This window comes from Arcanobacterium phocisimile, assembly GCF_016904675.1.
In the GTDB taxonomy this organism is placed as follows: domain Bacteria; phylum Actinomycetota; class Actinomycetes; order Actinomycetales; family Actinomycetaceae; genus Arcanobacterium; species Arcanobacterium phocisimile.
This window is the reverse complement of sequence record NZ_CP070228.1, coordinates 632,851-658,494: the sequence shown is the minus strand read 5'-3', so window position 1 is coordinate 658,494 and position 25,644 is coordinate 632,851. Positions and strand designations below refer to the sequence as shown.

The 25,644-nt window shown below is 54.9% G+C and carries 26 protein-coding genes; 3 read left to right on the top strand and 23 right to left on the bottom strand.

What is annotated here, in order from left to right:
* Nucleotides 1–224 precede the first annotated feature (224 nt).
* From JTE88_RS02890 to rpsB, 6 genes are all read right to left on the bottom strand, one after another.
* The gene (locus tag JTE88_RS02890) at nucleotides 225–527 is read right to left on the bottom strand and encodes a ferredoxin family protein (RefSeq protein WP_204425254.1); all 303 of its coding nucleotides are present in this window, start codon (nucleotides 525–527) and stop codon (nucleotides 225–227) included.
* Complete coding sequence (locus tag JTE88_RS02885; RefSeq protein WP_204425253.1) at nucleotides 527–1,828, bottom strand: FAD-dependent oxidoreductase; 1,302 nt, start codon at nucleotides 1,826–1,828, stop codon at nucleotides 527–529. The genes JTE88_RS02890 and JTE88_RS02885 overlap by 1 nt, the downstream gene beginning before the upstream one ends.
* An 80-nt stretch (nucleotides 1,829–1,908) precedes the next feature.
* Nucleotides 1,909–2,781: an electron transfer flavoprotein subunit alpha/FixB family protein gene (locus tag JTE88_RS02880; protein WP_204425252.1), complete on the bottom strand. Its 873-nt coding sequence runs from the start codon at nucleotides 2,779–2,781 to the stop codon at nucleotides 1,909–1,911.
* The gene (locus tag JTE88_RS02875) at nucleotides 2,781–3,557 is read right to left on the bottom strand and encodes an electron transfer flavoprotein subunit beta/FixA family protein (RefSeq protein ID WP_204425251.1); all 777 of its coding nucleotides are present in this window, start codon (nucleotides 3,555–3,557) and stop codon (nucleotides 2,781–2,783) included. Before JTE88_RS02875 ends, JTE88_RS02880 begins: the two co-directional genes overlap by 1 nt.
* A gap of 313 nt (nucleotides 3,558–3,870) precedes the next feature.
* Nucleotides 3,871–4,743: a translation elongation factor Ts gene (gene tsf / locus JTE88_RS02870; protein ID WP_204425250.1), complete on the bottom strand. Its 873-nt coding sequence runs from the start codon at nucleotides 4,741–4,743 to the stop codon at nucleotides 3,871–3,873.
* Between the two features lie 27 nt (nucleotides 4,744–4,770).
* Nucleotides 4,771–5,595, bottom strand: coding sequence for a 30S ribosomal protein S2 (gene rpsB / locus JTE88_RS02865; protein ID WP_204425249.1), 825 nt, complete (start codon nucleotides 5,593–5,595; stop codon nucleotides 4,771–4,773).
* Between the two features lie 320 nt (nucleotides 5,596–5,915).
* On the opposite strand from rpsB, the gene JTE88_RS02860 reads away from it, so the two are divergent.
* Nucleotides 5,916–6,530 (top strand): M23 family metallopeptidase, encoded by a 615-nt coding sequence (locus JTE88_RS02860; protein ID WP_204425247.1) that lies wholly within the window; start codon nucleotides 5,916–5,918, stop codon nucleotides 6,528–6,530.
* Nucleotides 6,531–6,599: 69 nt separating this feature from the next.
* On the opposite strand, the gene JTE88_RS02855 is transcribed toward JTE88_RS02860, so the two are convergent.
* The 12 genes from JTE88_RS02855 to rpsP form a co-directional block, all read right to left on the bottom strand.
* On the bottom strand, nucleotides 6,600–7,535 hold the full coding sequence (locus JTE88_RS02855) for a tyrosine recombinase XerC (protein WP_204425246.1): 936 nt from the start codon (nucleotides 7,533–7,535) through the stop codon (nucleotides 6,600–6,602).
* A complete protein-coding gene (dprA, locus tag JTE88_RS02850) occupies nucleotides 7,532–8,707 on the bottom strand; it encodes a DNA-processing protein DprA (RefSeq protein WP_204425245.1) in 1,176 nt (391 codons plus the stop codon). The genes JTE88_RS02855 and dprA overlap by 4 nt, the downstream gene beginning before the upstream one ends.
* Entirely contained in the window at nucleotides 8,707–10,230 is a 1,524-nt protein-coding gene (locus JTE88_RS02845) for a YifB family Mg chelatase-like AAA ATPase (RefSeq protein WP_204425244.1), read from the bottom strand. Before JTE88_RS02845 ends, dprA begins: the two co-directional genes overlap by 1 nt.
* Entirely contained in the window at nucleotides 10,227–10,598 is a 372-nt protein-coding gene (locus JTE88_RS02840) for a YraN family protein (protein WP_204425243.1), read from the bottom strand. The genes JTE88_RS02845 and JTE88_RS02840 overlap by 4 nt, the downstream gene beginning before the upstream one ends.
* 146 nt (nucleotides 10,599–10,744) lie before the next feature.
* On the bottom strand, nucleotides 10,745–11,056 hold the full coding sequence (locus JTE88_RS02835) for a DUF2469 domain-containing protein (RefSeq protein WP_204425242.1): 312 nt from the start codon (nucleotides 11,054–11,056) through the stop codon (nucleotides 10,745–10,747).
* A gap of 15 nt (nucleotides 11,057–11,071) precedes the next feature.
* Nucleotides 11,072–11,740: a ribonuclease HII gene (locus JTE88_RS02830; RefSeq protein ID WP_204425241.1), complete on the bottom strand. Its 669-nt coding sequence runs from the start codon at nucleotides 11,738–11,740 to the stop codon at nucleotides 11,072–11,074.
* Nucleotides 11,741–11,753: 13 nt separating this feature from the next.
* Nucleotides 11,754–12,587, bottom strand: coding sequence for a signal peptidase I (lepB, locus tag JTE88_RS02825; protein WP_204425240.1), 834 nt, complete (start codon nucleotides 12,585–12,587; stop codon nucleotides 11,754–11,756).
* Between the two features lie 153 nt (nucleotides 12,588–12,740).
* Entirely contained in the window at nucleotides 12,741–13,085 is a 345-nt protein-coding gene (rplS, locus tag JTE88_RS02820) for a 50S ribosomal protein L19 (RefSeq protein WP_275586621.1), read from the bottom strand.
* Nucleotides 13,086–13,216: 131 nt separating this feature from the next.
* A complete protein-coding gene (gene trmD, locus JTE88_RS02815; protein WP_204425238.1) occupies nucleotides 13,217–14,560 on the bottom strand; it encodes a tRNA (guanosine(37)-N1)-methyltransferase TrmD in 1,344 nt (447 codons plus the stop codon).
* A complete protein-coding gene (gene rimM / locus JTE88_RS02810; RefSeq protein WP_204425236.1) occupies nucleotides 14,560–15,081 on the bottom strand; it encodes a ribosome maturation factor RimM in 522 nt (173 codons plus the stop codon). The genes trmD and rimM overlap by 1 nt, the downstream gene beginning before the upstream one ends.
* Nucleotides 15,082–15,145: 64 nt before the next feature.
* Entirely contained in the window at nucleotides 15,146–15,382 is a 237-nt protein-coding gene (locus JTE88_RS02805) for an RNA-binding protein (protein WP_204425234.1), read from the bottom strand.
* Entirely contained in the window at nucleotides 15,382–15,846 is a 465-nt protein-coding gene (gene rpsP / locus JTE88_RS02800; RefSeq protein ID WP_204425233.1) for a 30S ribosomal protein S16, read from the bottom strand. Before rpsP ends, JTE88_RS02805 begins: the two co-directional genes overlap by 1 nt.
* 246 nt (nucleotides 15,847–16,092) lie before the next feature.
* Between rpsP and JTE88_RS02795 the strand changes: the two genes are divergently transcribed.
* Together JTE88_RS02795 and JTE88_RS02790 are read left to right on the top strand one after the other, a co-directional pair.
* Nucleotides 16,093–17,025: a cation diffusion facilitator family transporter gene (locus tag JTE88_RS02795; protein ID WP_204425232.1), complete on the top strand. Its 933-nt coding sequence runs from the start codon at nucleotides 16,093–16,095 to the stop codon at nucleotides 17,023–17,025.
* 131 nt (nucleotides 17,026–17,156) lie between these two features.
* Complete coding sequence (locus tag JTE88_RS02790) at nucleotides 17,157–17,546, top strand: hypothetical protein (RefSeq protein ID WP_204425231.1); 390 nt, start codon at nucleotides 17,157–17,159, stop codon at nucleotides 17,544–17,546.
* A gap of 100 nt (nucleotides 17,547–17,646) precedes the next feature.
* Here JTE88_RS02790 and JTE88_RS02785 read toward each other — a convergent pair whose 3' ends face one another.
* The 5 genes from JTE88_RS02785 to smc form a co-directional block, all read right to left on the bottom strand.
* Nucleotides 17,647–18,720 (bottom strand): amidohydrolase family protein, encoded by a 1,074-nt coding sequence (locus tag JTE88_RS02785; protein ID WP_204425230.1) that lies wholly within the window; start codon nucleotides 18,718–18,720, stop codon nucleotides 17,647–17,649.
* Between the two features lie 8 nt (nucleotides 18,721–18,728).
* Entirely contained in the window at nucleotides 18,729–20,282 is a 1,554-nt protein-coding gene (gene ffh / locus JTE88_RS02780; RefSeq protein ID WP_204425229.1) for a signal recognition particle protein, read from the bottom strand.
* A gap of 91 nt (nucleotides 20,283–20,373) precedes the next feature.
* Nucleotides 20,374–21,531, bottom strand: coding sequence for a signal recognition particle-docking protein FtsY (gene ftsY, locus JTE88_RS02775; protein WP_204425228.1), 1,158 nt, complete (start codon nucleotides 21,529–21,531; stop codon nucleotides 20,374–20,376).
* A 37-nt stretch (nucleotides 21,532–21,568) separates the two neighbouring features.
* On the bottom strand, nucleotides 21,569–21,952 hold the full coding sequence (locus JTE88_RS02770; protein ID WP_204425227.1) for a hypothetical protein: 384 nt from the start codon (nucleotides 21,950–21,952) through the stop codon (nucleotides 21,569–21,571).
* A 75-nt stretch (nucleotides 21,953–22,027) separates the two neighbouring features.
* Nucleotides 22,028–25,642, bottom strand: a complete 3,615-nt coding sequence (gene smc / locus JTE88_RS02765) for a chromosome segregation protein SMC (protein ID WP_204425226.1) — start codon at nucleotides 25,640–25,642, stop codon at nucleotides 22,028–22,030.
* Between the last annotated feature and the right edge of the window lie 2 nt (nucleotides 25,643–25,644).

Genomic DNA, 25,644 nt, shown 5'->3' with positions numbered 1-25,644 from the left:
TGATCCTACAACGACTATGAGTATCCCACACGCGACCAAGACTATTGCGCAAAAAGCTAATGCGATTGTTTCGACCATGCCGCACCTCCGTTAATGTGTACCACTACATCTTGTTTGACAGTATAGTCGTGAAAGTTTCTTAACGGATTGAGTTTCGGGGATGGTCCGGCTGAAGACCGTGTTATCGTCTCCATTGTTCTGCGAATCGCGCAGCGTAAGAAAGCTCAGCCTTCGCGGTAGCTGATACCCATACCGGAATCTGGATAATGCCAGCTCAACGTTCCCGCAGGAGCTGCTGCTAAACACGTGCCGCACTCGAGGCAGGCTGCGTATTCGGCGGCAACCGTGCCATCAGGGTTCTTCGAATACACCTTCGCCGGGCAGATACGGATCAACGTATCGGCAAAACCACTGGCTGCGAGGGCTTCTTGATGAACCTCGATATGCGAGTTGCCGTCGTCGGTTTCATAAGAATTACCAGCTAGTCGGCGATTAAGTGGTGGAAGTGAGAACTCACTCTTAGCCATCACAGCCCTCCTCGAATCTTGCGGATAATCTTGACGAGCTTCCACACGTTCAATCCGGACGTCTTCATTTTCTTCACAACGAGCGAGGCGATCTTGGTGCGTGGAGTTTGATCCATGCGATATACCCCGCGCAACACATTAGCCGCGTATTCGCCGAGCTGACCGTATAGTTCTGGCGTGTTAGCAAGTAGCTCTGGAGCTTTCTTGAACGTGACCATGTCTTTGCCTAGCCAGGACTGGGCAATGTTTTCTTCATATGAGGCCAACGCCGATGCCGAATAATCGCCAGTGCTCAACGCCAAATGGATTGCTTGGGCAGCGCAACGTCCCGATTCCGCCGCCAAATCCATGCCACGAATAGCGAAACCGTTGTTGATCGTGAACCCGGCAGCATCGCCAACAATCACTGCGCCATCGAATGCGAGGCGCCCAACCATTGCTTGCCCGCCTTCGGCAACCATATGGGTGCCGTATTCGAGCAACTCGCCGTCTGCAATGAGTGGCTGGATGAACGGGTGGGCCAGGAAATGATCGTGGAGATCGACGACGTCGTGCCCGGACTTTGCTAGGTCAGCAACGTTGACCACGATACCTAAACTGATCGAATCCTTGTTCGTATACAAGAAGGCGCCGCCTGGTACCCCGCGGGTAGCATCGCCAACGAGCGCATATGCCGCGCCGTCGTCGCCGCCGACGCCGAAACGCTGGTTCACTGCGTCTTCACCGATACGAATAACCGACTTCACGCCCACCCCAACGTGAGATGGTGCTGGCGCCGCACGCAGCCCGGCAGCCCGGGCGAGGAAAGAATTCACGCCATCTGCCAAAACCACGATCTTCGCATGCAACACATCTTCGCCGGCACGAATCCCGCACACGGCACCCGACTCACTCTTTACAAGCTCATCGACCTTGACCCCGCTCATCAGCGTCACACCGGCTTCTTCTGCTTGCTCGGCAAGCCACGGATCAAGCCTCGCACGCAATACTGTCACCGCATTGGTTGGCTCGGAAAGCGAGGCATCCCAATAGTCCACTGATACAGCCGACTCGGCGTTCAGCAAGGTCAAGACGTTGCGGGTAATCGAACGCTCAACTGGTGCTTGGGTGGAGAATCCTTCGAAGATCTCATCCATCACACGCGAATAGAAAACTCCGCCGGAAAGGTTCTTCTCCCCCGGCTCATTACCGCGTTCGGCCAGCAATACTTCATGGCCATCTTTTGCCAACAAATACGCGGTCGTTAAACCGGCAATGCCAGCTCCCACAACGATAACGTCAAAATCGTATTCGATATCCATCAAGCTTCTTTCACATAGTGCCGGCGTAGAACTAGCTATTCGATGTTAGCGGAGTCAGTACCGGGCCCAAAAGCCGCAACCTAGTTAGCTAGTGCGGCAGTGAGCTCTGGCAAGACCGCATAAAGATCGCCAACAATGCCGTAATCAGCGAAATCGAAAATCGTTGCGAGCTCGTCGTTGTTGATTGCCACGATTGTTTGCGAATCAGTCACGCCAGCAGTGTGGTGAATCTGGCCAGAAATACCGATAGCGATATAAAGTTCCGGTGCAACAATCTGACCCGATACGCCAATGTAGCTTTCACGCGGCATCCAACCATAGCCTTCTGCCAATGGACGCGATACGCCGAGCTCGGCACCCAAGGCGTCTGCTAGATCGTGAGCGAGCTGCAGATCTTCTTTGTTTTCGAAACCGCGACCAGCGCAGATAACACGCTGAGCATGTGCAATATCAATATCTGGGGTTTCGCTGACGTCATAGGAAGAAACTCGAGCAGCATGCGGCTGACCGGTAGCGCTTTGCGGCGCAACTGCTTCACCCTCGACCGCTGAACCGCCGGCGTGAACAGCAACGACTGGACCGTCGAAGTGCACTGTTTGCAAGGTGATAGCACCGAATCGAGAAACTTCGGCGGTGTGCTCGCCTAAGGAACGCACCCCAACGAGGACGGGCGCATTAAGCTTGGCAGCCACTGCCCCACCCAAAACGCGATCTGTTGGCGTATCTGCAACGAGCACGACGTCGTCGGCACCTGCGCTAACAGTTTGCGCAACAACTGGTGCTAACGCTTCAACCGGCATATCGGCGTCGAGAGCAATAGTGATCGCTGAATCTACGCCCGCAACGTCTGCGTCACCAACGACGACGGCTGTGATGCCGTCAGCGCGCTGACGGCCAAGTTCAACCAGGTCAGCGATTTCTCCAGTGGAGCTAAGAATCCAAGTGGTTGCCATCAGGCTTCCTTTCCGTCGAGTACGCCGTCTGTGCGCAGGGCTTGGACGAGTTCATTAACAGCGTCTGGTCCAGCAAAAATGACGCGCTTGCGTTCACGCTCAGCTGGCTTGGCATGACCGGTGATCGTTACACCTGCAGGTGCTGATTCGACGTCGGCCATCGACACAACCTCAACTGGCGTCTTTCCGGCGGCGAGAATTTCTTTCATCGACGGCGCTGGGACGCGGGCCGCATCAGAGGTTACTGCTACAACAACCGGGCCAGCAACTTCCACCCTACGACTACCGCTGGGAACCTGCTGGGTAAGGACAAATCCATCGCCTTGTGGCTCAATCTTTTCCACCTGCTGGAAGGTTGGCCAACCAAGGTAACCACCGAGGATCGCGGAAGTCATAGCGGCGCCATTATCGATAGAGGCATCGCCGGTGATAACAATGGTGGCATCGTCAACTCGGGCAATGAGCTGGGAGAGCAACTGTGCGTATTGGGTTGGGTTGAGATCGGTGGCTTCATCATCAGCCAAAATCAATCCGCGGCTAAAGCCTTTAGACATTGCGTTCTTGCGTGCCATCGAACTGCCGATAACAGCTGGCCCGACGCTTATCCCGATAGATTCAGTGCCGAGCTTCGCAGCGAGCTCCTTGCCGACTTGTGCCGCTACCGGATCGTAATCACTCATTGCTGGTTTTGCACGTGACCAATCAACTGTTCCATCGTCACTCACCCGAGCATCTTGCGGGTTCGTGGTGTACTTGTATGCAACAACCACGCTCATGAATGTGCTCCTTAGTATCGCGGACTAGATATGCTATGCGTTCCCGATAACGACGCCGGTTCAGCGCCGAGTACCGCTTAAAACTAGAACTATTCTACCGGGTCGCGGCAGGTAGTAGGCAGGGGACTACGGTGGCATTAGTCGCTAAACCTTGGGCGGGCAGGTGCCGTGATGGTCGGGAACTTTGACGGGTTCGCGTAAATTTCTTCAGGTAAAAACAATAATGGCGAGGTTTTTCAACCTCGCCATTATTGAGAGTAAGTATCTAGCTATAAGCTAGCGTGAACTCCGAAGAGTCCATCGAGCTTCTAGCTCACTCAGCCTCAGCCTCGGCGGCTGCAGCAGCAGCTTCACCAACGCGAACGCGCTTGAAACCGGTGACCTTACCGCCAGCAGCTTCAACAACCTGGCCAACAGACATCTTTGGATCACGGGCGAATGCCTGATCAACAAGAGCGATCTGCTTGAAGAAGCCCTTGAGACGGCCTTCAACAATCTTGGCCACAGCTGCTTCAGGCTTGCCTTCAGCAACGGTGATTTCGGTTGCAATGCGACGCTCGTTCTCGATAACGTCTGCTGGAATTTCTTCCTCGTTCAAGTACTGTGGGTTCATAGCTGCAACGTGAACTGCAACATCGTGAGCCACCTTGGTGCCTGCTTCGTCGGTAGCGACGAGAACAGCGACCTGTGGAGGAAGATCGGTTGCAGTGCGGTGCATGTAAGACTCAACGTGAGCACCGGAGAGAACTTCGAGGGAGCTAATTGCAAGCTTTTCGCCGATAACACCGGTGAAGGTGTCGATGCGGTCCTTAACGGTGCCGTCAGCTAGTTCAACGCCAAGAAGTTCCTCAACGGAGGTGGACTTGGAGTTAACAGCAGCTTCAAGGATTTCCTCAGCGAAAGCAATGAACTTTTCGTTCTTTGCAACGAAGTCGGTCTCGGAGTTAGCTTCGAGAATGTAGCCGGTCTGACCTTCAGCGGAGTCCACGATCTTGGAAAGAACGAGACCTGCACTTGCGGTACGGCCTTCGCGCTTTGCAGCAACCTTGAGACCCTTGAGGCGAAGCAGCTCTTCAGCCTTTGCGGTATCGCCTTCAGCGTCAGCCAAAGCCTTCTTTACGTCGAGCATGCCGGCGCCGGTCTTCTCGCGAAGAGCCTTAATATCAGCAACAGTGTAGTTTGCCATAGAATTTACCTTCCAGTATGCCTAAGATCAGGCTTCAGTCTTTTCTTCAGCTGACTCAGCTTCTGCAGCTGGAGCCTCTGGAGTTTCTTCCTCAGCCTTCTCGGATGCGAGCATCTCGCGCTCCCATTCAGGCATTGGCTCTTCTTCAGTGTTCTTGCCGCCACCACGTGCGAGCAAGCCCTCTGCTACTGCGTCAGCAACAACGTTGGTGAGGATTTCGATGGAGCGGATAGCGTCATCGTTTCCTGGGATGCCGTAATCGACGGTGTCTGGATCACAGTTGGTGTCAAGAATAGCAACGACTGGGATGTTGAGCTTCTTAGCTTCAGCAACCGCGAGGTGCTCCTTGTTGGTGTCAACGATCCAGATTGCGGAAGGAACCTTGCCCATATCGCGAATACCACCAAGGGTACGCTCAAGCTTTTCCTTCTCGCGGCGCATCATCAAAAGTTCCTTCTTGGTGAACTTTGAGCCTGCGACATCGTCGAAATCGATAAGTTCGAGTTCCTTTAGACGCTGGATACGGGAAGCCACGGTGGAGAAGTTGGTAAGCATACCGCCCAACCAACGCTCGTTGACGTATGGCATACCAACGCGCTCAGCGAGTTCGCGGATTGGCTGCTGTGCCTGGCGCTTGGTACCAACGAAAAGGATGTTTCCACCGTGAGCAACGGTTTCCTTGACGAAATCGTAGGTGGCGTTGATGTCCTCGACGGTCTTGCGGAGGTCAATGATGTAAATGCCGTTGCGTTCGGTCAAGATGAAACGCTTCATCTTTGGGTTCCAACGACGGGTCTGATGACCAAAGTGGACACCAGCTTCAAGCAGCTGGCGCATAGTAACGACTGCCATGGTCGTCCTTTCTCAGGCGCAGAAATTTTGCGCATTGTTTACGGTTACTGCTTACTAGCGGGATTGCTAATAAACTCTAGCGCGCCATCCAGTACAACATAAGCACCGAAGCACTGGAGACCTTTCGGCATACACGCGCGTGTATTTGCTATTTTCATAGCCTGTTCATTCTAGCTGAAAGCGCGAGTTTGTGCGACTAACAGGGGTTTTTCTCGGCGTGGTCTTGACAACATTGTCCACACCTATCCCCTGCTAACCAGATGTCCACCATTTTATGTTCAAGCCCTCGGCGCACCTATCGCATGGCGAATACTAGCTATATGGTTCGTTTAGTAAAATTTCTTCCACTCGTAGCTGGTTTAGCGGCGATCGGCACGCTGGCTTCCCTGCCCCTAAACCCGGCACCCGATACTGTTTCCGCACCGCATAAAATGCCCACGCCCAGCGACTCCTCTTTCCACGTGCCGCGCGTTGCTCCAAGCGTTCCGGTGCCGCCGCCATCGTCGACTGCGACGTTGCATACACATCACCAGAAGGTGAGGTATCAGTGGCCCACGGGAGCTCCGGCCGAAATCCGTACCCCGTTTCGCATTGGGGAGCATAACTGGAACCGCGGGCATCGTGGCGTCGATCTGGAGGTCGACGTCGATAGCCCGATTTTTGCTCCAGCCGACGGCGTGGTGGTGTACGCCGGGCAGATTAATGATCGCATGGTGATTTCTATCGAACATCCTGACGGCATTCGCACTACCTACGAGCCGGTGTCCCCGCTGGTAACCAAGGGACAACGAGTGTCACAAGGCGAACTCATCGCAACCGTTCAACTAGGTCATTGTGGTGTGGAGACCTGCCTGCATTGGGGAGCCAAACGCCCGCCAGATCGTTACCTCAATCCGCTATATCTCATCGAGGGTGACATCATTTTATTGGAGTAAGTGACGCCCGATGCCGGAAGCCACAAGCCAGGAGCCTGGAATCTGCGTAGCTTGCCCCGCCTCTCCTTTTCAGGCTCGCGGGTGGGCTTGTCCGAATGCGGCCCGCAGGCGTTCGGCGCTGACGTGGGTGTAACGCTGAGTGGTGCCGATGGAAGCGTGCCCGAGAATTTCTTGCACGGTACGTAAGTCAGATCCGCCATCGAGAAGATGGGTGGCTGCTGAGTGGCGTAAATCGTGCGGGGTAATATCGGGCAGTTTGGCGTAAGCGGTGAGCTTGCTCAGTGCAGCGCGCACGATGCGCTGATCTAGCCTTTTTCCGCGAGCGCCGATAAAGAGTGCCTGCTCGGTAGCGTCGGCGCCTTCTTGGGCTAGGAGCTGGGCACGGACAGGTAGCCAGGCCATGAGTGTTTCGCGTGCGGGCCTGCCAAATGGCACGATGCGTTCTTTGTTGCCTTTTCCGATCACACGCAGGGTTCCTTCGGGAGAAATATCGGATACGTTAGCTCCGGTGAGTTCGCTGACGCGGATCGCCGTGGCATACAGCAGTTCAAAAATTGCTCGGTCGCGAATCATGAGCGGGTCTGCTGATTCGGCTCGTTCACGGGCGGCGGCAAGCAGCGTACGGGCTTGTTCTACAGAGAGTACGTGCGGTAGTTCGTTTGCGGCGCGGGGTGCTCTGAGTGAGATACCGGGATCTGTTTCGATGATGGAGTTTTTATACATCCACGAGGTGAAGGTACGGATAGCTGCCGAATGACGGGCAATGGAGGCTCGAGCATGGCCTGATTGTTGGCGTTGGGCGAGCCAGGCACGCAGGTCTCGAATATCGATGTAGGCCAATGCTTGGCTCGCGTCGTCACTTCGTTCCGTCAAGAATGCCAGCAGTGAGCGCGCCTCGCTAACATAGGCCCGGCAGGTGTGTGCCGACAGGCCTCGCCGGACTTCTAATTCACGGCGGTAGTCATCGAGGATGGTTTCGAGTTCTTTAGCTAGCTCATTGCTCACTGTTTGATCTTAGCGCGTTTCCATCCACGAACCGAACGGCTCACCCGGCCAGTAAGTTCGAGCAACGCGAGTTTTGCTTGCGCTTCTTGCACGCTTACTCCGGCTACACGAGCGACGGCTTGCGCATCAGCACACGAACGCACCGGTATCGCCTCCCACACTTTTTCTAACACCGGATCGAAACCGTCGTCGGGCATGGAAAAAATATCTTCACCCATACCGTCTCCTAGTTGGAGCTGCTGCCAAGAAACCATTTCCCGCACATCGTCAGCGTGGCGAATCAGCGTGGCGCCATCGCGAATCAACGCATGCGAACCTTGCGAACCTGGAGAATCCACCTGACCCGGGCATGCGCCAACCGGCCGCCCGCAATCAATCGCGTGACGAGCTGTTGAGAGCGCACCCGACCTCATCGGCGCTTCAACAACAACCGTGCCAGCCGCTAAACCAGCAATAATACGATTGCGTGACAAGAATCGGTGACGTTGCGGAGCCGAACCAAGCGCAGATTCTGAGATGACCGCCCCGTGCGCGATAGCCTGGGTAAACAGGTCTGCATGCGAGGCCGGATAAGGGCGATCCACTCCACCTGCCGAGACGATGATCGTCGACTGCCTGCTATTGGTAGCCTGCCCATGCTGTAGCGCACCGACGTGTACCTGCGCATCAATACCAAATGCGCCTCCAGAAACCACCACGTGACTCTCAGATATTTCGTAGGCGAGGTTACGCGCCAGCCGCTGCCCGTAAGTACTTGCAGCACGCGAGCCAACAATCGCTATCCCGGGCTTGTTCAACACTTCCGCATCTCCACGTATCCACAACGCTAGTGGCGGCGCAAACATATCGTTGAGAATGCCCGGCCAGCACGAATCTGCCGGAATAAGGCACTGCGCTCCCAACCTGCCAAGCGACACCTCCGATATTTCACTATAGTGTTCCAGGCGTAGCTGCCAAGCGCGAATCGTTCGCTCTACAAAGGATTTACTCGTACGCAATCGCGCCACGACGTCGTCAAATTCTTGGGCAAGCACACTTCCGGTTCCGTATTGTCGCACCCATGCTAGAGCCTGTTCGTAGGAGCTGGCGGTGATGAGGGCGTGCGCTAATTGGTTCCCACCCTCAGCGATATATGTCCACGCCTGAGCTGCTCGATGTTCGGCGTCAATCATTATCCCTCCAATGCAGTACGTAGTGAAAAAGCCAGCGCAATATCGTCGTCGCTCGGCTGATCGTGACCAGCAAGATCAGCCACACTCCAGGCCATACGCAACACCCGGTCCATTCCGCGCATCGACAACTGCCCGGTACGCAACCGGGTATCGAACAACGCCGAAATAGCTGGGCTCAACGCCGTGTTTTCCCGCAGCCACGAGCCAGGAAGGCGCGAGTTCAACATTCTGGCACGGGCGTATTGGCGAGTCCGAGCACACGTTACTCGTTCGCGTAGCGTGGCCGACGAGGGTGCCGCAATATGCAGATCGCTGCGTGTTGGGCGGATAAGTTCGACGACGACGTCGATCCGGTCGCGAACTGGGCCACCGAGTTTGGACTGATAGGTTCGTAGTTCGCGAGATGAGCAAGTGCAAGCCCCTGGGCCGTCGAGTATTTTTCCGCAGGCACACGGGTTGGCTGCTGCAACAAGTTGGAATTGTGCCGGGAAGCGTACAGTTGCACGCGACCGGGCAATATCGATGTGCCCATTTTCCAAAGGTTCTCGCAAGGCTTGGATCGTGCGCACCCCAAATTCCGCGAACTCGTCGCAGAACAAGATGCCGTGATGCGCCTGAGTGACAGCTCCAGGTTGCGGTATTCCGCTACCACCGCCGATGAGCGAGGTTGCCGAAATCGTGTGGTGTGGGGCGGCAATAGGTGGGCGTTGACGCAGACGAGTAATACGTTTACCTTGGATGGAATCGATCGCAGCTACTTCGACTGCTTGTTCGTGGGAGAGGTCTGGCAGGATCGACGGCATGCGGTAGGCGATCATTGATTTTCCAACTCCCGGCGGGCCAACCATCAAAATATGGTGCCCACCGGCAGCTGCCACTTCTACCCCGGTCATAGCGGCTTCTTGCCCGCGCACGTCAGCCATATCTGCGTAGTCGTCGGCCGCCTGCATGATCGCAGTAGGGTTCTCACTTATCGGGTAAGAGATGATTGATTGCGGTACGGGTATATCGCTGCCCATCCATTGAGCTACCTGGGCAATATGGCTGACCGGGATAATTTCTATGTCTTCAACTAAACGTGCTTCGTCGACATTGGTTGACGGTACTAGCGCGTGCGTATATCCGTGGTCTCTAGCTGCAACAATACTGGGCAAAATACCGCGGGTAGATCGAATAGTTCCGTCTAACCCTAGTTCACCAATGACAATCGTTGTGTCGCTTAACGGCTGGTATCCTTGCGCTGCCAGAAGAGCGACGGCGACCCCGAGGTCCAAAGCGGTGCCAGTTTTGGGCAAGGACGCTGGTGAGAGATTAATCGTGACGCGTTCGTTGGGCCAGCGCAAGCCTACGTGTGAAAAACTTGCTCGCAAGCGTTCGCGGGCTTCATTCACTGCGGCGTCCGCCAAACCCACCATGGACCAATTCGGTAGGCCGGGTAACACGACGGCTTCGATAAAGACTGGATGGGCTTGGATTCCGACGAGTGTCATGCCCGTTGCACGCCCGACGATACCGATACTCATGAGATACCTTTGAGGTGGCGGAGACGAAAATCATCAACCGAATGGCACGTTAAGGCAATAACATCGATCGCCATCGTTGAAGCCCGACGGTGGTGGCTATAAAGCCACGCCGTAAACGTCTTGCGAATCTTGGTGATTTTTTCTTCTGTGACTGACTCTTCTGGAATCCCAAAACGTTGCGAACGCCGAGTCTTTACTTCGACGGCAACAAGCGCATCACGGTGCGGATCGAACCCAAGAATATCAATCTCGCCGCTGGCACACCGCCAGTTGCGATCTAGTATCGTCCATCCGTGAGATTGCAAATATCGTGAGGCGGTTTCTTCGCCCCACACACCGATAGCTTGTGAATCATTAACGTGTTCCATACAGTCAATGAGACCAAATCATACTATCGGCCCGTAGCCTAAAATAAAAAGATGTGGACAAGCATCCCAGCGCCCACTGCTGTGGATTAAGTTAGCTGCACCCAGCGCCACCGCCACCAGCGCAGCCGCAACTAGCGCAGCTTCACCTAGCGCATCTGAAGTTCATTGGAAAAATCTGGCTTGTTCAACTCTTCAACGTTGACGTCCTTGAACGTCACTACGCGCGCCTCACGAATGAAACGCGAAGGCCGGTAAATATCCCACACCCAGGCATCTTTAAGCATCACTTCGAAGAAAATATCGCCAGAAGCTGAGGCACGGACCTTCACATCGACGTCGTTCGCTAAATAGAAACGACGCTCAGTTTCGACAACGAACCGGAATAGACTAACAACGTCACGGTACTCGCGATACAGTGCGAGTTCGGCGTCGGCTTCAAAATTTTCCAACTCACTCATTATTACTCCCGTTCGTTACTTTCCTTGCGCCACCCCAGGGAGTTTCCACGCAGTGCGATGGAAACTCGATGGCCCGCGTTCCCGTAGTGCTTCGATGTGAGCGGCTGAAGAATATCCCTTGTTTCGTTCGAAACCATAACCTGGGAAACGGCTAGCAGCGTCAATCATCATTGTGTCACGTTCAACCTTGGCAAGCACACTAGCCGCAGCAATGACTGCACAGCGCGCGTCACCTTTAACTTCCATCCGTACCGGAACATCAGGCAGCGATGCTCCCGGATCGAACAGTCCTTCCGAAGACCACCAGTCATGGCTACCATCAAGCAACACTGCACCGATTGGAAAATCGCTCAGCTGTGCGACTGCCCGACTAGCGGCAATCCGCAACGCGCCCATAATGCCGAACTGGTTCACATCCTCCGGGCTGGCATGGCCCACCGCATAGCCACATACCCAGCCACGCACCGGTTCGACCAGATTTTCGCGTGCCCGTGCCGAAAGCATTTTGGAATCACGCAAACCATCCGGAAATTCATCACTTGTTTGGGCATCAATCACAGCGATTCCCACCGAAGCTGGCCCGGCAAGCGCACCACGGCCCACCTCATCGACTCCAGCGAGAAATGTGCCAGCAGGAATTGTGGCCAATAGTTCTCGTTCAATGACGCGATCTGGAAGTAACACTCACTCCAGCCTTTCACTGTTTGGGAGCTGGCACGCCCTCAAACACTTCGGAGACATCCGGGAGTTCGCCAAAGCGCGACAGTGGCAAGATACGCAACCATGCCCGGCCTTCAACATTACGGATCGGCACAAATCCTGATCCTTCAACCCGCTGGTGGTAACGCGAATCGCTGGAGTCGGAACGGTTATCGCCCATCACCCACAGGTGGCCGCGCGGTACAGTCACGTCGAAGGGCTCATTGGACGGAGTTACACCTGGCTTGATATAGGTTTCGTCAATCGGCGTATCATTAACCGTTACTCGGCCTTTATCATCACAGCAGGCAACATGATCACCTGGTAATCCAATCAGGCGTTTAATCAAATGGCTTCCGGCATTCCGTGGGAGCAACCCGAGAGCTTCTCCCACGTTACGCATCCCGGATTGGAAACCGGAGAGTTCTTCCTTTGGAGCGTTAGCTAACCATTGCCCTGGATCGAGGAAGACGATGATATCGCCACGGTTGAGTTCACCTGCGGTATCGGCCATTTTGTTTACGATTACGCGGTCGTCTTTAATAATCGTATCTTCCATAGACCCTGACGGAATCTCGAAAGCCTGCAAGAAGAAGGTTTTAAGCACAACTGAGAACAGTAATGCGATTGCGAGAACCGTAGCAATTTCGAGCAGGGAGGAGAAGATCTTGCGCCACAGCGGAATATTTTTTTCCGTTGTATCTGGCAGCACGATACGTAGCCGTTGGGCGCGCGCTTCTTCAAGAGATTCCGGCTCAAAAATCGGCGGCATCTCTGCTGGAGCCGGCGCGTAACGTTCGGCATCAAATTCTGCATCGTCGTGCGATGACATCGTGCTCCCTGACCTATAATTTTTCTTCTTCTTAAGATTACATAAACAGCTGGGATTTCGTGCACTGCCGGCGGGCGAGTCAGGTATCAGTTCTATCACAAAACAAAATGCCCTGGTCTAACCAGGGCATTTCGACGATTGTGATCAGCGAGCTTAGTTGCGCTTTTCCTTAATCTTTGCAGCCTTACCACGTACGTTACGCAAGTAGTATAGCTTTGCACGACGGACGTCACCGCGGGTAACGACCTCGATCGAGTCAACATTTGGAGAGTGCAATGGGAACGTACGCTCCACTCCAACGCCGAACGATGCCTTACGAACTGTGAAGGTACCGTTGACACCGTTGCCACCCTTGCGGGCGATAACGAGGCCCTGGAAGACCTGGATACGGTGGCGGTTACCTTCAACAACCTTGACGTTGACCTTAACGGTATCGCCAGGGCGGAAGGATGGACGCTCGGTGAGCTGGGACTCAGTAATCTTCTTTAGAAAATCCATGATTCTCTCTACCATTCTGCACGCAGGCCAGAATGCTTTCCGGGGCAAGCCCCGTTCGTATGTGCATTATTCTTGCTCCATATACGGCCCCCTGCGGCAGGCGTGTGTATATCTTTTTACAGCAAGCGTTCTTATTCTGCCAGATTTAGGGAACGCACTAAAGTGACATCGGTATTATCCACGTCACCTACGACGAAGATGCGTTTGCCGTACGTGGTAAATCCTGCTTTTTTGTAGGCTTTGATAGCCCGACGGTTGGTTTCGCTAGTGCCGACCCACAGCAATGTTTCACGATCATTAGGCGCAATCTCGGTGGTATGGGTGATCGTGGCGTTCATGAGTAGCCTAGCAAGTCCACTCCCGCGCCAACTGCGCTCGAGATAAAACTTTGACAAGTAAGCAAGTGACTCAGTTTCGCTCACCTGCGGAGCTCCTGGTTCTCGCGCTGCGTCGGCACCGGTGAGCGTCACGCTGTACCCAATAAGTTCGTAGTCCATCTCAGCAACCACGACGACGGCGTGCGGGTCACGCAACCAGTCTCGGAATTGTTCCGGTGACAAATACATCCTTACATGCTCAGCGATAGCTTCTTCAGGTAAGTATCGCGGACAAGCATCTGGGAACGTCGCTGCCGCGAGCGCAACGAGGCGTTCGACGTCGTTGTCCGTTGCGGTTCGTAACGTTACCTGACGTACCGGAGCGGTGGTTTTCGCTGGCCGAATCCAGCCGTAGCGCACCAAGACAGCGCAGTCTTTTTTATCGAGGTCGGTCAGGCGCGCAATCATGTCTGGGCGGCGTTGCGCGGTGCGTTCGAGCGCGCGGTCGCGTCGCCAACGGTCTACTGCTCCGTGGTTTCCCGACGTTAAAACCTCCGGAACCTCAATTCCGCGAAACTCTGCCGGACGCGTATAGACCGGGTATTCGAGCAGACCGGCTGCACCGTGGGATTCTTCAACGAGAGACTGCGGGTTGCCCACCATACCAGGCACGAGGCGGCCGACTGCTTCGACGAGCGCGGTGGCCGCAACTTCCCCACCGTTGAGGACGTAGTCGCCGAGCGAATATTCATAGACGACGACGTTGGGTTGTTCAGCGTAATACTGCGCGACACGTGAGTCAATTCCCTCGTACCGGCCACAGGCGATGATCATGTGGTCTGCTTGGGCGAGCTCGTAGCATTTTTGTTGCGTCAGCGGCTCACCTGAGGGGGTGGGAATTGCAAGAACGCATGTTGCTTGCGCGTCGGTGTAGCTGCGCACGTCATCGATAGCACGCCCCCACACGTCCGGTTTCATCACCATGCCGGCACCGCCACCAAATGGCGTATCGTCAACGGTCCGGTGTACGTCTGTGGTCCAGTCGCGAACGTCATGGACGTCGATACTTAACAGTCCGCGCTGGCGGGCTTTGCCCACGAGGGAGACGTCAAGTACCGAGAAGAACTCCGGGAAAACCGTCATGATGTCGATACGCATTAGTCGATCTCCAGCTCTGCGTCGGAGAATAATCCTGCTGGGGCGTCGATGATGACGCAGTTGTCATCGAGATCGACCTCGGTCACGATTGCTTTGACGAATGGAACTTTGGTGAGGATCCCGTCGGGTTCGCGCACGATCAGGTAATCGTGGGCTGGTCCGGGTTCAAGGCCGGTGACTTCGCCGAGTTCGTAGCCTTCGGGATCGAGTGCTTCGAGGCCAACGAGTTCGTGGGCATACCAGGCATCTTCTTCGATTTCGTCTTCGTCGGTTTCGACGACGAGTTTGACGCCGCGTAGTGCTTCCGCACCGGTGCGGTCAGCATACTCAACGAACGTAACATAGGTGGAACCTTTATGTGAACGTACCGAGGCGATAGTTACTGGCCCGAGTTCTGCTGGTTCGGTTTCATACATTTTTCCGACGACGAGGCGGCGCTCTGGAGAGTCCGTGCGCACGTTGAGTTTCACATCGCCTTTAAGCCCGTGTGGCGCTCCGACAATCGCAACAGTTAACAGCATGAATAGCCTTTCTAAGAGATAGACCCGCCCTCGGTATCCAAGGGCGGGTCTATGACACGTAAATTCAGCGATCTGTTTCGATCACATCAACGCGAACGGAACCGTTCGTAGCCAGTGCGCCCATAACGGAACGCAATGCCTTGGCCGTGCGGCCATTACGACCAATCACGCGGCCCAAGTCCTCCGGGTTTACGCGAACTTCAAGAAGTTCACCGCGGCGGTTGGTTCGTGATGAAACCTCGACGTCGTCGGGGTTGTCCACGATTCCACGGACGAGGTGTTCCAAGGCTTCGGCTAACATCAGGCTTCCTCAGTCTCTTCAGCTGGGGTCTCAGCTTCGGTTTCTGCTTCAGCAGCTTCGGCGGCAGCCTTAGCTTCAGCTTCTTCACGAGCCTTTGCCTGTGCAGCACGACGCTTCTCAGCTTCGTCCTGGACAGCCGCGATAGCTTCTTCGCGAGCCTTCTCTGGATCGACCTTCTCGAGAGTCTTGAGGGTGGAACCACCTTCGAGACCCTTAGCTGCTTGCCAATCACCGGTGATCTTCAGCTGAGCAAGTACTGCTTCGGATGGCTGTGCGCCAACGCCGATCCAGTACTGAGCACGCTCAGAGTTGATGTCGATAACTGACGGGTTGGTGTTTGGGTTGTAGTAACCGATCTCTTCGATGACGCGACCGTCACGCTTCTTACGAGAATCGACGACAACAACACGGTAGTGCGCTTCACGGATCTTACCCATGCGCTTTAAACGAATCTTGACTGCCACTTTTGTGGTCACTCCTGGTTCTATAGTTGGGCGGAATTCCAAGATTTTCCGGTGGGAAATACACGTAAAATCTCATCATTCCTAACTGAGGTATTCACTCGGTGAGAGGCCCGAATTGCAACCTGAGTACAACGATCTATTGTGCCAGAATTCGCACTACTTCGCTATTCTTTGACGAAAAGCTCGAAGGTGGCATCCCTCACCTCACATTGTGGAGATGCCCATAAACATGGGCACAATAGAGGTATGCATTCATCGTCCAGTTCACCGCGCGATATCTCCAAGTACGCCTGGCTTTCTGTGGGGGCCGCAATTGCTACCATTGCCTTGAAGTATATCGCCTACGAGATCACCGGTTCCGTATCGTTGCTTTCGGACGCAATGGAGTCTGTGGTGAATCTGGTGGCGGCGATCGTGGCAGTTATTTCGCTCAAACTTGCCGCACAGCCAGCTAATGCACGCTACACGTTCGGCCGCGCAAAGGCCGAATACTTTTCCGCAGCCGTGGAAGGCGCAATGATCTTCGGGGCGGCCGCGTTAATCATTTTCTCGGCTATCGGCCGGATTTTACGCCCGGTTCCGGTGGAGTCGATTGGGCTAGGTATCGCAATCTCGCTGATTGCCGGTTTGATCAACGCCGCAACCGGATTTGTGTTGCTCCGCGCAGGCAGACGCTACCACTCCCCGTCGTTAACTGCCGATGCTCATCACCTCTTCACCGATATCGTCACTTCTCTAGGCGTTATTCTCGGTGTTGGTTTGGTGGCGCTGACGCATTGGGTCTATCTCGATCCGATTGTTGCTATTATCGTGGCGCTCAACATTATCTACGTGGGCATTGGGCTGATGCGCGACGCCTTAGCTGGACTGATGGATGTGGCGTTGCCAGATAGTGAGAATCAGACGATCGTGGCGATTCTCGCGGCGCATTCGCATCCGCGAATGATCGCCTTTCACGGGTTACAGACTCGCGTTTCTGGCCATCAGCGGTTCATTAAGTTCGACGCCTTGGTTCCTGATTCCTGGACGGTGAAGAAGGGCCACGATTTTGCCGAGATGCTCGTGACCCAGATCAAAGAGGTGCTTGACGACGCCGTCGTGACCGTCCACGTCGAGCCGATTAACGATCCGGAATCGTATAAAGATATTCCGCAAGGCTTCATTCCGTTGGGAGATTGATTCGAACACTTTCAGGTGAAATCTCCAATATACTATATGTATCAACTTTTGCGTGGCGTGCTTTTATCACTGAGGGGACACATCCGCGTGGAAGTGCAGTAATGTACTCGCACTAGTGCATTGGAGTAATTATGACGAAAGCACTGACCTTGATGTCATTCGGTAGCTTGCTATTGGCGGCGATGATCTACGTGGTCTTCGCTTCTCCGCTAGTATCAGGAACCGGTTTTCCATTCCTGCCGATGATCATCGCATTCTTGTTGACTCTCGTCGGCATTGCGGCGCTGGATGCTCTATTGGTGACGTCCACCTGGAATTCTGAGTCACGTAATCTCACCATCGCGTTTTTGCTCGGCGAATTCTTGTTGTTCCTCGCACTCTACAACGGTGTTGTGAATATTGAAAAATATCCGTCGATGCTGAACTATCTTGCAGGCACGCCACTGTCGGCAGTTCTGAGCATTGCGGGGATCACGGTCTGGCTAGGCACATTGGGCTTGTACACCCAGCGTTCTCGCTAATGCTAGTGGAACGAAAAGTCTGCAGCTGAAGCTGTATGATGCTAAAAATTCGAGGCTCAATCTACTCAGATGTAGATTGAGCCTCGAGCTATACGATCGATCAATTCTTCCCTGGGAACCGAATACCGTCAATGAAGACTGATGCTGGGGTGAGAGTTTGCCGAATGTCGACTTCTGGATCGTTGCCGTAGACGACGAAGTCGGCTGGCATTCCTTCTTCCCAGGTAGGGAAACCGAGCCTGCGCCGGCCAGCGTAACTAGCGTTCGCCATGGCTAGTGCTGGCGAGAAGCCGTCCTCGACGGCGGCTATAAGCTCATGCGGCATAGCAACCTCGGTGACGTTCTCTGCCGTGTCTGTTCCCATCAGCATCGGAACCCCAGAATCGATCATCAGCTGCAGGTGTTCGCGGCGATGCTCATCCATGCGTAACATCCGTTGCGCATACTTCGGGAAGCGTGCCCCGGCGTGCGCAAATTCCGGGAATCGGCGGATTTGATGGACAGTTGGGGTAATCAAAATTTCGCGGCGGGCGACTTCTTGTAGATGTTCGGCGGTCATTCCAGTGCCGTGTTCAATGCCATCGACTCCGGCTTCGAGCAGATCGTCGATGGTTTCAGCACAAAACGAATGCACGGTCACTTTTCCGCCGCGCTCATGCACAGCAGCGACTGCCTCAACGAGTGCTTGACGTGGCCAGACCGGAAGGTTGTCCCCTGCTTCACGATCGATCCAATCGCCAACAAGTTTGATCCAACCATCAGACTTTTCGTATTCAAACAATGCTTGTGCTACGAGGTCTTCTGGTTCGACTTCTACCGCCAAATACCGGGTGTAGCGGCGTGGACGCGAAATATGCTGGCCACAGTGAATAATTCGGGGAAGCCCAACGGCACGGTCATGGCTCGGGTTTTGTTGGCCACCACTGTCACGTACCGCAGTAACACCCCAGCTGCGCAACGCCTCTAAACGCCGACGCACCTCCTGGCGTGATAACAGGTTACCGTCCCGGTTCAGGCCGGGATGGGTATGAGCATCAAGCAGGCCCGGATAGACGTACCCGCGCATGTCAATGACTCGCCCTTGCGGCGCCCGATACGAGATCACCCCGTCCACGATCCATACTTCGTGACGTTGGGTTCCGCGTAACGTGCCGCTGAGGCGATAGTTTGCCATGCGGGTACTTACCGTAGGAACTTCGCGAGGCTATCGATATCTACCTCTGGCTGCCCGGCATCTGCAGCGCCGAATGCTCCACTCTTGTTCTGTTCCTTCTTCCGGGCTGATTCGAGTTCCTGCTGGCGACGCTTTGCTGGATTACCCGAGCGTCCCTTCTTCGAACCAGACTTCTTCTTCGCCTTCTTGTTTTGCTTCTTAGTGAAGCCGCCACCAGCTCCAGGCAGTCCGGGCATCCCTGGTATGCCTGGCATACCGCCACCGCGGGCCATGGACGTCATCATCTTCTTCGCTTGTTCGAAGCGTTCCATCAAAGAATTAACTTCTTGAACAGTGGTTCCCGAACCCTTAGCGATACGCTGCCGGCGCGAACCGTTAAGAATCTTCGGGTTTTCACGTTCTTTCTTCGTCATCGACAAAACGATGGCTTCTTGGCGATCGATCTCGCGCTCATCAAAGTTTTCAATCGCATCACGGAATTGTCCCATGCCCGGGAGCATACCCATGAGCTTCTTCATCGAGCCCATCTTGCGCATCTGATTGAGCTGAGCCAAGAAATCTTCCAGCGTGAAGGTACCGCCGGCCATCTTCGTTGCCAAATCGGCAGCTTCTTCTTCATTCCAGGTACGCTCTGCCTGTTCGATCAGGGTGAGGATGTCACCCATATCGAGAATACGCGATGCCATACGATCAGCATGGAAGCGCTCAAAGGCATCGAGCTTCTCACCTGTGGAGGCAAAGAGCACTGGCTGACCAGTAACCCCACGAACTGAAAGCGCCGCACCACCGCGAGCATCGCCGTCGAGCTTCGAGAGCACAACGCCGGTAAATCCAACCCCATCGCGGAACGCGAGTGAGGTATTGACAGCGTCTTGACCAACCATCGCATCGAGGACGAATAAAATTTCGTCTGGAACAACCGCATCGCGAATCTGGCGAGCTTGTTCCATCATCTCTTCGTCAATACCCAAACGCCCCGCGGTATCAACCACCACGACGTCGAAACCATTCTCACGTGCGTGTGCCACACCCGTGCGAGCAACCTGAACCGGATCACCAATACCGTTACCTGGTTCTGGCGCCCAGACCGCTACCCCAGCTTGCTCGGCAACAACCGAGAGCTGCTGAACAGCGTTTGGACGCTGCAAGTCCGAAGCAACCAACAATGGACGCTTTCCGCTTTCACGCAACCAGCGACCAAGTTTTCCGGCAAGGGTGGTCTTTCCAGCACCTTGAAGACCAGCAAGCATGATCACTGTTGGAGCAGTGCCGGTTGCCCAGTTCAGCTCACGAGTTTCCCCGCCAAGAACCGAAATCAGTTCTTCGTTAACGATCTTAACAACCTGTTGGGCCGGGTTCAGGGCTTGGGATGCTACAGCTCCCACAGCTTTCTCACGGACAGCTGCGGTGAACATGCGAACCACTGGAAGAGCGACGTCCGCATCAAGTAGTGCCCGGCGAATATCAGAGATAACCGCTTCGACATCCTGCTCAGATAGCCGGCCCCGCTTACGTAGATTACGTAATGAGCCAGTTATGCGATCAGACAGGGAGTTGAACATAAGTTACCTTTCAACGGTTAATTATTCACAGACTACAAGGTTATCAACAGTAGCGGTATTGCGTAGTGTGCTTAGCACACTACGCAAGTCACTAGGAGAGCAACGAATCGACGAAGTTTTCTGGATCGAACGGTGCGAAATCATCGGCGCCTTCGCCAAGACCAACGAACTTCACTGGAACGCCCAGTTCACGCTGTACCGAAATAACGATTCCGCCCTTAGCAGTGCCGTCAAGCTTGGAGAGCACAATTCCGGTGATCCCAGCAGCTTCAGCGAAGACCTTTGCTTGAGTCATACCATTTTGGCCGGTAGTGGCATCCAGGACCAGCAAAACTTCGCTGGTAGGAACAGTTTTTTCCATAACGCGCTTGATCTTGCCAAGCTCGTCCATCAAACCAGCTTTGTTTTGCAAACGCCCCGCAGTATCAACAATAACCACATCGACACCGTTATCAGAGCCTTGCTTAACTGCCTCAAAAGCAACCGAGGCTGGATCTGCGCCTTCACGATCCGAACGCACAACCTCAACGCCAACTCGCTCACCCCACGTACCGAGCTGATCTGCAGCGGCCGCACGGAATGTATCAGCCGCACCTAAGAGCACAGTGTTTTCTTCAGCAACGAGCAACCGAGCAAGCTTTCCAGTGGTGGTGGTTTTACCGGTACCATTCACGCCAACCATCAGAATCGTGCTGGGCTTGCCGGTAAGGTTCAACGAACGATCTTTATCAATCGAGACCGCAGCAAGAAGCTCAGAACGCAATAACTCGCGCAAGTCTGCATCAGGTCCAGCAACTTTAACTGCAGTGCGCAAGTTTTCCAAGATTTCGGTGGTGGCATCGAGGCCAACATCGGCCATCAGCAGAGTATCTTCAAGCTCTTCCCAATCAGCGGGTGAAAGATCGCCACGCGAAAGAATACCCAAAAGTGCTTTGCCTAGTCCGCCAGAATTAGCCAAGCGAGCACGTAGCCGCTGCATACGCGACGGTACTGACTCGGGCACATCCACGCCAGGGTGGCCCGCAATTGCTTCGCCGCCGGCTGGCAGTTCGGGCGAGACTTCTTCGCCTACTTCTGCCCACTCGCCATCAGGCGTGCTATCTTCAGCACCGTAGCCAGTTGGCAGACTTTCCCGGTGTACCGGCGGTAGTTGCTTATTATTCCGAGTTTTAACGTAAGCAATAGCTCCACCAACAATGAGTAGAGCTAGGAGCGGGCCAACGATGAGGAGAAGAGTAAAAGTATTCACGTATTAATTTTCTCCCAGAACGGGAGAAAAATAAACTTTAAGCGACGTGATCTTCCTTCTTGAACTGATCTGCGACTTTCTTGACCTTATCCACACCAGTTGCCGACGTGATCTCACTAACTGCATCATTGAGTTCACGTGGACTCATATAAGCATCTCCCTCGTACTGTGGGAAGGCAGAAAAAACATCAGCGACAGCAACATCTTGATGCTCAACAGCAATGTGTTCTGCTTCATCGTCATGATGCCGAATAGCTTTGACGGAATCCAGATATGCCTCAACAAATCCTTGTTGCGGACGACGCTTATATGCACTGAGCCCGATAACGCCCATTGCACAAAGAAAAACAAAAACGACTACACTCAACGCGAACCACACACCTATAGTGTGCCCGGAAAATTCGCCAAAAGAAACGAACAAACGCTATATAGTCGCTCACATTTTAGGTACGTCGTGCTGATGGCGCATGTTCACGTCCATGCTCAAGGCCTACTTTTACGGACTGACGTCTTTGAGCCGTTGCGAAATAACCGACGTCACTCCGCCTTCGCGCATCGCCACACCGTAAAGTGCATCCGCAATTTCCATCGTGCGCTTGTGGTGCGTAATCACCAACAACTGCGAGTTATTCTTCAACTCGTTAAAAATATCGAGCAAGCGCGACAGATTCACGTCGTCGAGCGCGGCCTCAACTTCGTCCATCACATAGAACGGGGACGGGCGAGCCTTAAAAATCGCCACCAAGAAAGCCACCGCCGTCAACGAACGTTCACCACCAGAAAGCAACGACAACCGCTTGACACGTTTGCCTGGCGGGCGTGCTTCGATATCGATTCCGGTCGTCAAAATTGACTCCGGATCGGTCAATACTAACCGCCCTTCTCCCCCAGGGAAAAGCCGGCCGAAAATGTCAGCGAATTCGCGGGCGACGTCCTCAAATGCCCCAGCCATCACGTCGTGGACGCGCTGGTCGATGTCGGCAACGATCTGTAGCAAGTCGGTGCGTGATTGACGCAGGTCGGCGAGTTGTTCGGAAAGATACGTGTGGCGTTCTTCGAGCGCAGCATGTTCTTCCAACGCCAGCGGATTGATCTTTCCAAGCTTGGCCAGGTCACGTTCGGCGCGCGCCAACCGCTTTTCTTGCTCGGCGCGCACATACGGATAGCGGTGAATTGCCCGGCCGTCGTTCTCCCCCGCGTCGCCACCGTCGCCCGCACCAGACTTGGCCCTGCCCTCCGGCTCAATTTCTTCAATGAGCTGGTGTGGCCCGTATTCGTCGATCAATGTCTCAGCTTCCATACCAGCCTCCGCGATCGCACGTTCAGCTAACTGGCGGTACGTCAGCGTTAACTCGGCCAAGACAAGCTCGTGTTGGTGGTGGTTATCGGCGAGCTGGCGTTGATCAGCCAACGCCGTGTCAAGAGCTTTACGTGCCGCACCCAATTCGGTTTCGCGCAACGCGTGCGCTTCTTGGAAGTCAGTGCGCTCGGCACTTGCCGTTTCAACAATGCGTTGGGCAATAATCAAGGCTTGGTCGGCATAGTCGTATATAGAGCGGGCAACCGCGGCTGCTTGGGCACGGCGCTGCGCGGCGCGTTCTTCCTGAGCTATCCGGGCCGCCACCGATTCTGCCGTGTTTTCTAAACTATCGGCACGTCCAGCAATGGCTCGCAGTCGTTCTTCGCGAGTGCGCAACGCCAGCCGAGCTTCGGTTTCGCTGGTGCGTAGTTCAACGGTGGTGCGGTGTGCGTGTTCGCGTTTGGCGGTGAGCTGGTTAAGCAGGTCAGAGCCGTCATCCGGATCAGTTGTTGCATGTTGATGACGTTGTGCAAGTTCTTCATGCTCCGCTGTACGGGCAGCAATATCAGCATCGATACGTTCCATACGTTGGGCGTATCGTTCGTCTTCGCTTTGGGCAGCGGCCAAGGTTTGCCGCAGTACGCCGAGCTGGGCGCTCACGGCAGCCATATGCGAGTCGCGGCTGGTGAGCTGGCTTTGTAAGATGTCGAAGTTGTTTTGCTTATCTGCCACTTCTGTATGGGCTTGCTCGATTTCTTCTTGAGCTTGCGCTTCGTGTTCGCGTGCTACCTGAGCTTGGGTGACGGCGTCGTCGTAGAGGGCTTGGCGGGCCAGTGTTGCACTGTGCTCGACTTCGCCACCACTGGCGGTAGTTGGGGTGAGCAGGTCGCCGGCGAGGGTGGCTACGCGCTGGGCTCCGGCATGCATGAGTTCGCGTGCAGTCGCTAAATCTACTGCCACGATCGTGTCGTTGAGCGCGTAACGCAAGGCGTGTGCGACGTCGTCGTCACCGTGAATAAGCGAGGCTGCCGAGCGTACCTGGTTGGTTGCGATACCTGTTTTTTCGACGACGGCGAGCGCTTCGTCGCGGTCAGTGTGGGCTCCGGAGACCAACAGTTCGACGTGTCCGGCGTTGGCATGGCGGGCGGCACGCAAGGCGTCGATTGCCTCATCGATACTGCCAACCACGACGCCTTCGGCAATTCCGCGCAGGGCGGCTTCGATTCCGGCTTCCCATCCGCTGTCGATACTGATGGCGTCGCGCACGAGCCCGGTGATGCCGCTACGGTAGGTCTCGAGTGCCCAGGCGGTGGCATCTTCTGGGGCGAGGGAGAGTTTGAGGGTATCGGCTTTGGTCTGCCAGGCAACTGTTTGGCCTTGGGCGTGAGTGAGGGTGGCCCGTGCAGCTTCAAGTTTTTCTTGAGCGTGCGCTAAATCCTTCGCTGCTTCTTCGTGTTCGATTGCGAGGGTGTCGTCGCCGTCGGTATGTGCCACGACGTCTTGTTCGAGTTGGGCTACCTGCTGGGCTGCTTCGTGGGCACGACGTTGGGCGTCAGCTGCGGCGCTCACGACACGCTCGCGTTCAGCGTTCAGTGCTTCGAGTTTCGACGAAACAGTGGCGAGTTGACCGTTGAGGCGCGCTAGGGCTTCACGTCGGTCAGCAATTGACCGGTTAAGGGTGGACAGTTCGATATCGATTTCTCGTTCGGCGCTTTCCGCTTTTTCCCGGTTGGCGACGACGACGGTGAGGTTGTCGTGGGCTTTCTGGACTGCAGCCCGCAACTCCTCTTCTTCCTTGCGTGCAGCCTGAGCTCGTTCCCGAATCGACTCGGGTGATTCACCACGGTGAATTTGCGGACTGGCGTGGGTAAGCGAACGTTGACGTTCCATTGCCAAGGCGCGCAGCGACGAGAAACGTTCGGTGAGCGAGGTGGCACGCTGCCAGGTGTCAGTGAGCTGCTCAAGTTTGGGCATTTCTTGCGCAAGTTCAGCTTCGAGCTCGTTGACCGTAGCGCGGGCACGCGCCACGGCTTGATCGGTTTCAGCTCGCCGAGCGGCCAGCACTTCCTCGTTAGTGGTGTGGCTAGCTAGCCGCGCTTGGGCTTGGGCTAGATCGTCGGCGAGCAGGCGGGCGCGCGCATCAAAAACATGCTGCTGAATAGCTTGGGCTCGCCGTGCAGTGGAGGCTTGACGGGCCAGCGGGCCCAGTTGCCGGCGCAATTCGGTTGCTAAATCTTCAATACGCGTCAGGTTTGCTTGCATCGCGTCCAGCTTGTGCAAAGCTTTTTCTTTACGACGGCGATGCTTGAGCACTCCGGCGGCTTCTTCGATGAAGGAACGCCGATCTTCAGGAGTGGCGGTGAGGACTTGGTCGAGTTTTCCTTGGCCAATAATGACGTGCATCTGCCGACCCATGCCAGTATCTGACAGTAGCTCTTGGATATCAAGCAATCGGCATGCCGTGCCGTTAATCGCATATTCTGAACCACCGGCACGAAACAAGGTGCGCGAAATGGTCACCTCAGAATAGTCGATAGGTAACGCCCCGTCAGTGTTATCGATTGTGAGCGAAACTTCTGCGCGTCCTAACGCCTGCCGGGAGGCAGTTCCAGCGAAAATAACATCCGCCATATTGCCGCCGCGCAGATTCTTTGCGCCTTGTTCGCCCATCACCCAGGCCAGGGCGTCAACAACGTTCGATTTTCCGGATCCATTGGGACCCACAACGCAGTTTATCCCTGGTTCAAAATGCAGTGTGGTTGCCGATGCGAACGACTTAAAACCACGCAGAGTGAGGGTTTTGAGGTGCACGA

Excerpts from the sequence above, each read along its gene's own strand:
- JTE88_RS02890 (WP_204425254.1), bottom strand. The coding sequence starts at position 527 with ATGGCTAAGAGTGAGTTCTCACTTCCACCACTTAATCGCCGACTAGCT.
- JTE88_RS02885 (WP_204425253.1), bottom strand. The coding sequence starts at position 1,828 with ATGGATATCGAATACGATTTTGACGTTATCGTTGTGGGAGCTGGCATT.
- JTE88_RS02880 (WP_204425252.1), bottom strand. The coding sequence starts at position 2,781 with ATGGCAACCACTTGGATTCTTAGCTCCACTGGAGAAATCGCTGACCTG.
- JTE88_RS02875 (WP_204425251.1), bottom strand. The coding sequence starts at position 3,557 with ATGAGCGTGGTTGTTGCATACAAGTACACCACGAACCCGCAAGATGCT.
- tsf (WP_204425250.1), bottom strand. The coding sequence starts at position 4,743 with ATGGCAAACTACACTGTTGCTGATATTAAGGCTCTTCGCGAGAAGACC.
- rpsB (WP_204425249.1), bottom strand. The coding sequence starts at position 5,595 with ATGGCAGTCGTTACTATGCGCCAGCTGCTTGAAGCTGGTGTCCACTTT.
- JTE88_RS02860 (WP_204425247.1), top strand. The coding sequence starts at position 5,916 with ATGGTTCGTTTAGTAAAATTTCTTCCACTCGTAGCTGGTTTAGCGGCG.
- dprA (WP_204425245.1), bottom strand. The coding sequence starts at position 8,707 with ATGATTGACGCCGAACATCGAGCAGCTCAGGCGTGGACATATATCGCT.
- JTE88_RS02845 (WP_204425244.1), bottom strand. The coding sequence starts at position 10,230 with ATGAGTATCGGTATCGTCGGGCGTGCAACGGGCATGACACTCGTCGGA.
- JTE88_RS02840 (WP_204425243.1), bottom strand. The coding sequence starts at position 10,598 with ATGGAACACGTTAATGATTCACAAGCTATCGGTGTGTGGGGCGAAGAA.
- JTE88_RS02835 (WP_204425242.1), bottom strand. The coding sequence starts at position 11,056 with ATGAGTGAGTTGGAAAATTTTGAAGCCGACGCCGAACTCGCACTGTAT.
- lepB (WP_204425240.1), bottom strand. The coding sequence starts at position 12,587 with ATGTCATCGCACGACGATGCAGAATTTGATGCCGAACGTTACGCGCCG.
- rplS (WP_275586621.1), bottom strand. The coding sequence starts at position 13,085 with ATGGATTTTCTAAAGAAGATTACTGAGTCCCAGCTCACCGAGCGTCCA.
- trmD (WP_204425238.1), bottom strand. The coding sequence starts at position 14,560 with ATGCGTATCGACATCATGACGGTTTTCCCGGAGTTCTTCTCGGTACTT.
- rimM (WP_204425236.1), bottom strand. The coding sequence starts at position 15,081 with ATGCTGTTAACTGTTGCGATTGTCGGAGCGCCACACGGGCTTAAAGGC.
- JTE88_RS02805 (WP_204425234.1), bottom strand. The coding sequence starts at position 15,382 with ATGTTAGCCGAAGCCTTGGAACACCTCGTCCGTGGAATCGTGGACAAC.
- JTE88_RS02795 (WP_204425232.1), top strand. The coding sequence starts at position 16,093 with ATGCATTCATCGTCCAGTTCACCGCGCGATATCTCCAAGTACGCCTGG.
- JTE88_RS02790 (WP_204425231.1), top strand. The coding sequence starts at position 17,157 with ATGACGAAAGCACTGACCTTGATGTCATTCGGTAGCTTGCTATTGGCG.
- JTE88_RS02785 (WP_204425230.1), bottom strand. The coding sequence starts at position 18,720 with ATGGCAAACTATCGCCTCAGCGGCACGTTACGCGGAACCCAACGTCAC.
- ffh (WP_204425229.1), bottom strand. The coding sequence starts at position 20,282 with ATGTTCAACTCCCTGTCTGATCGCATAACTGGCTCATTACGTAATCTA.